The organism is Salinicola sp., assembly GCF_982684285.1.
On the sequence record NZ_CEXLVS010000009.1, the window covers coordinates 7,933 to 12,912 of the forward strand.

At 63.5% G+C, this 4,980-nt stretch carries 5 protein-coding genes; 1 reads left to right on the forward strand and 4 read right to left on the reverse strand.

Annotated elements, in window-relative coordinates; all coding sequences use genetic code 11:
- Positions 1 to 41 precede the first annotated feature (41 nt).
- Together ftsH and rlmE are read right to left on the reverse strand one after the other, a co-directional pair.
- A complete protein-coding gene (gene ftsH / locus AC3AYF_RS01810; RefSeq protein ID WP_295035935.1) occupies positions 42 to 2,009 on the reverse strand; it encodes an ATP-dependent zinc metalloprotease FtsH in 1,968 nt (655 codons plus the stop codon).
- A 90-nt stretch (positions 2,010 to 2,099) separates the two neighbouring features.
- Complete coding sequence (gene rlmE, locus AC3AYF_RS01815; protein WP_295035936.1) at positions 2,100 to 2,765, reverse strand: 23S rRNA (uridine(2552)-2'-O)-methyltransferase RlmE; 666 nt, start codon at positions 2,763 to 2,765, stop codon at positions 2,100 to 2,102.
- 237 nt (positions 2,766 to 3,002) lie between these two features.
- Between rlmE and yhbY the strand changes: the two genes are divergently transcribed.
- Positions 3,003 to 3,329, forward strand: a complete 327-nt coding sequence (gene yhbY / locus AC3AYF_RS01820; protein WP_295035937.1) for a ribosome assembly RNA-binding protein YhbY — start codon at positions 3,003 to 3,005, stop codon at positions 3,327 to 3,329.
- 140 nt (positions 3,330 to 3,469) lie between these two features.
- Here the strand turns inward: yhbY and greA are convergent, their stop codons facing one another.
- Together greA and AC3AYF_RS01830 are read right to left on the reverse strand one after the other, a co-directional pair.
- Positions 3,470 to 3,946, reverse strand: a complete 477-nt coding sequence (gene greA / locus AC3AYF_RS01825) for a transcription elongation factor GreA (RefSeq protein ID WP_149435528.1) — start codon at positions 3,944 to 3,946, stop codon at positions 3,470 to 3,472.
- Positions 3,939 to 4,980, reverse strand: a 1,042-nt coding sequence (locus tag AC3AYF_RS01830; protein WP_487779334.1) for an ATP-binding protein, incomplete at its 5' end; no start/stop codon positions are given. The genes AC3AYF_RS01830 and greA, both read right to left, overlap by 8 nt.

The window sequence follows — 4,980 nt, forward strand, 5'->3', positions numbered from 1 at the left end:
GCCGACTGTTCAAGGCCTGGAGCCTCGAAGCGCCGGTGGCCTCAAAGCCCTGACGGCCCTCCCAGGGGATCCGAGGGACGGCGGTTACCGGACTCGTCATCGGAGGCGCCTTCGTCGCCCGGCTGCGGCTCCGGATCATCGACGGGACGACCGGTCCCGGAGGTCGGGCCATCGTCACCCCAGTCCTTCGGCGGACGCGGCTTGCGGCCTTCCATGATGTCCTTCAACTGAGCCGCGTCGATGGTCTCGTACTGCATCAGGGCTTCAGCCATCAGATCGAGCTTGTCGCGGTTGTCTTCGAGAATCTTGCGCGCCATGGCGTAGCATTCGTCGATGATGCGACGAACTTCCTTGTCGAGCCGGGTCGATGTCTCCCCGGAGCTCAACTTGCCACCGCCCTGACCGGGGCCGCCGAGGAACTGGTGCGACTCGTCCTCGTCGTACATCAGCGGCCCCATCTCCTCGGACAGCCCCCACTTGGCCACCATGCTGTGAGCGAGTTCGGTCGCCCGCTTGATGTCGTTGGAGGCGCCGGTGGTGACCCCATTCGGCCCCAACGTCATCTCTTCGGCGATCCGGCCGCCGAACAGGGAGCAGAGCTGGCTGATGATCTGCTGACGCGAGTAGCTGTAACGATCTTCCTCCGGAAGGAACATGGTCACGCCCAGCGCACGGCCGCGCGGGATGATGGTGACCTTGTAGACCGGATCGTGCTCGGGCATCACCAGGCCGATGATGGCGTGGCCGGCTTCGTGATAAGCGGTATTGAGCTTGTCCTTCTCGGACATCACCATGGAGCGCCGCTCGGCCCCCATCATGATCTTGTCCTTGGCCAGCTCGAGCTCTTCCATCCCGACGGTACGGCGATTGCGGCGCGCCGCGAACAGCGCCGCCTCGTTGACCAGGTTGGCCAGGTCGGCGCCCGAGAAGCCCGGGGTACCGCGTGCGATGATACTGGCCTGGACGCCGTCGCCCATCGGCACCTTGCGCAGGTGAACATTCAAAATGTGCTCGCGCCCCCGGATATCGGGCAGCGGCACGGTGACCTGGCGGTCGAAGCGGCCCGGGCGCAGCAGCGCCGGATCCAGCACGTCGGGACGGTTGGTGGCGGCAATGACGATGATCCCGTCGTTGGCCTCGAAGCCATCCATCTCGACCAGCAGCTGGTTCAGGGTCTGTTCGCGCTCGTCGTGGCCGCCTCCCATGCCGGAACCACGGTGGCGACCGACGGCATCGATCTCGTCGATGAAGATGATGCACGGGGCCTGCTTCTTGGCCTGTTCGAACATGTCGCGGACACGGGACGCGCCCACGCCGACGAACATCTCGACGAAGTCCGACCCGGAGATGCTGAAGAACGGCACCTTGGCTTCACCGGCGATCGCCTTCGCCAGCAGCGTCTTGCCGGTGCCCGGGGGGCCCACCATCAGCACGCCGCGGGGTATCTGCCCCCCCAGGCGCTGAAATTTCGTGGGATCCTTGAGGAAGTCGACCAGCTCGACCACTTCCTCCTTGGCCTCGTCGCAACCCGCGACGTCGGCGAAGGTGGACTTGATCTGATCCTGGCTCAGCAGCTTGGCCTTCGACTTGCCGAAGCTCATGGGGCCGCCCCGGCCGCCACCGCCGCCCTGCATCTGCCGCATGAAGAAGATGAAGATGCCCAGGATCAGCAGGATCGGGAAGCTGGCGATCAGCAAGCGCGTCCACAGGCTCTGCTCCTCGGGCTTCTGGCCGACGACCGTGACGTCATGCGCCAGCAGATCGTCCATCAGCTTGGGATCCTGGGCGGCAGGGCGAATGGTCTGGAATTGCGTGCCATCCTTGCGCTCACCGTTGATGGTGTAGCCGTCGATGGTCACGCTGCGCACCTGGTCGTTCTGGACCTGCTGCACGAACTGCGAATAGCTCGTCGTCTGAGGCGAGCTATCGACGCTAAAGTTGTTGAACACCGTCAGCAGCACGGCTGCGATGACCAACCAGAGAATTAGATTCTTCGCCATGTCGTTCAAGACACCACCCTCGTAGTACGAATCTTGCTGCCTGCGCTTGCCGTGGTCTGACACTACACCAGATGGGGGCGTTCAACCACGCTTGCAAGCCTAGCCATGAAATCCCTGCGCCAGCAGGTAGACTTCGCGGGAACGGGCCCGCGAGGCCTCCGGCTTGCGCGTCACCACCTTGCGGAAACTGCTCCGCAGATCCCGCAGGTAGTCGTCGAATCCTTCGCCCTGAAACACCTTGGCCAGAAAATGACCGCCGGGCGACAGTGTCTGCCTCGCCAGATCGAGCGCCAGCTCGACCAGGTACATCGCCTGGGGCTGGTCGATCGCCGCCATGCCGCTCATGTTCGGCGCCATGTCGGACAGCACCAGGTCGACGGGGCGATCGCCCAGCGCTGCCAGAATCGCTTCCAGCACCCGCTCTTCGGTGAAATCGCCCTGGATGAAGTCGACGCCGGCCAGCGCATCCATCTCCAGGATGTCCGAAGCGATCACCACGCCGTCGCTACCGACCTTGTCGGCGGCGACCTGGCTCCAGCCTCCTGGCGCGGCACCCAGGTCGATCACCGCCATCCCGGGCCGGAGTAACTTGTCACGCTCGTCGAGTTCCAGCAACTTATAGCTTGCACGCGAACGATAACCATCCTTCCAGGACTGCTGGACATAGCGGTCGTCGAAGTGCTCTTTCAGCCAGCCCGCGCTGCTCTTGCTCTGGCGCGTCGGGGAACCGGCGTTGTCGGGACTGGGCCTGGAGGAGCGCGCCACTGGAGATCACCTGAAAAAAGCTCGGAGTAAAGAAGGATGGAGGTACGGGCTGGAAACCGGATGCGGGAGAGGTAAGGTGCCGGTAGAGAATCGCCATCACCGCTCCAGGGCCCGCACACCAACGACATCTTTCCTGCAGCGAACGAAACCCGTACCATGTCGCGTTTCGACAGTGCGGTGGTGAGACCGATTGCAGCACCGCTGTAAAATATCGCGAAGTCCAACGGTCAGACTACCATGAGCCTATCATCCGCACAAAAGAAAGCCTTCCGCAGCATCGGCCACCATCTCCAGCCGGTCGTCACCGTGAGTGAAAACGGCTTGAGCGAAGGCGCCCAGCAGGAGCTCGAGCGCGCCCTGCGCGATCACGAACTGATCAAGATCAAGCTGGCGATCCCCGAACGGGAAGATCGCCAGGCCATGATCGAGGAGCTGATCGAGCTCTCCGGCGCGGAACTGGTCCAGTCGCTGGGCAAGACGGCGCTACTCTACCGCCACAATCCGAAAGCCAACCCCAAGCTCTCCAACATCCAGCGCGCCGAAGAGCACCACGGGCGGCACTGAGCCACCGCGCTTCGCGCGAGCCGTAAGCTCGTAAGCTCGTAAGCTCGTAAGCTGTAAGTCAAACCGAAACACCCCCGAGGTTCTGCCTCGGGGGTGTTTTCTTACAGCTTAAAGCTTATGGCTTACCGCTGCCCGAAGGGCTACAGGTGCTCGACGCCGGAGATCTCGTACTCCACGTCCCCGCCCGGTGTGCGCACATTGACCACATCGCCCTCGCTCTTGCCGATCAACGCGCGGGCGATCGGTGACGTCACCGAGATCTTGCCGGCCTTGATGTCGGCCTCGTCCTCGCCGACGATCCGGTAGCGCACCTCGTCGTCGGTCTCGAGATTGAGCAGCTCGACCGTCACACCGAAGATCACCTTGCCGGTCTTCGGCATTTTGGTCACGTCGATGACCTGCGCCGCCGAGAGCTTGCCCTCGATCTCCTGGATACGCCCCTCGATGAAGCCCTGCTGCTCGCGGGCGGCATGATACTCGGCGTTCTCCTTGAGGTCGCCGTGCTCGCGGGCTTCCGCGATGTCGCTGATCACCCGGGGGCGCTCGACCCCTTTCAGCTGCTCCAGCTCCTGGCGCAGGGCCTGCTCGCCGTGGACGGTCATCGGGACTTTATTCATGGACTGCTCCTGCATGCTGTTCCTGCAGCCGCCGCACCGTGATCTCGTTGCCATACTCCAGCGCCATGCACACGGCACGCGCCCCCGCCAGCGTGGTGGCGTAGGGCACCTTGCGTGCCAGCGCGGTGCGCCGGATGACCGAGGAATCATTGATCGCCTGACGGCCTTCCGTGGTATTCACGATATAGGCGATCTCGTCGTTCTTGAGCAGATCGACGATATGCGGACGGCCTTCAAAAACCTTGTTGACGACGGCAACGGACAGACCAGCCCCTTCCAGAGCCCTGGCCGTACCCCGCGTTGCCACTAAACTGAAACCCAAGGCTAGCAGAGATTGGGCCACCTCGATAACACCTTGCTTGTCCGGCTCGCGCACCGAGAGGAATGCCTTGCGCTCCCCGGTCAGCCTCGGAATCGCTTCGCCGGCGCCCAACTGCGCCTTGTAGAAGGCTTCAGCAAAGGTGGTACCGCTCCCCATCACCTCACCGGTGGACTTCATCTCCGGCGACAGGATCGGATCGACCCCCGGGAACTTGTTGAACGGGAACACCGCCTCCTTGACGCTGTAGTAGCCGGGGATGATCTCGCGGGTGAACTGCTGCTCGACCAGGGTCGTTCCGGCCATGCAGCGTGCCGCCACCTGCGCCAGCGACGTGCCGATGCACTTGGAGACGAACGGCACGGTGCGCGAGGCGCGCGGGTTGACCTCGATGACGTAGATCTCGCCGTCCTGCCACGCCAGCTGCACGTTCATCAACCCGACCACGTTTAGCTCGACCGCCATGCGCTTGACCTGATCGCGCATCTCGTCCTGCACTTCCGCCGGCAGCGAGTACGGCGGCAGCGAGCAGGCGGAATCCCCGGAGTGCACGCCCGCCTGTTCGATATGCTGCATGATGCCGCCGATCACCACCTGCTGACCGTCGGAGACGGCATCGATGTCGACCTCGATCGCCGCGCTCAGGAAGTGATCCAGCAGCACCGGCGAGTCGTTGGAGACCTTGACCGCGTGGGTCATGTAGTTCTCCAGCTCG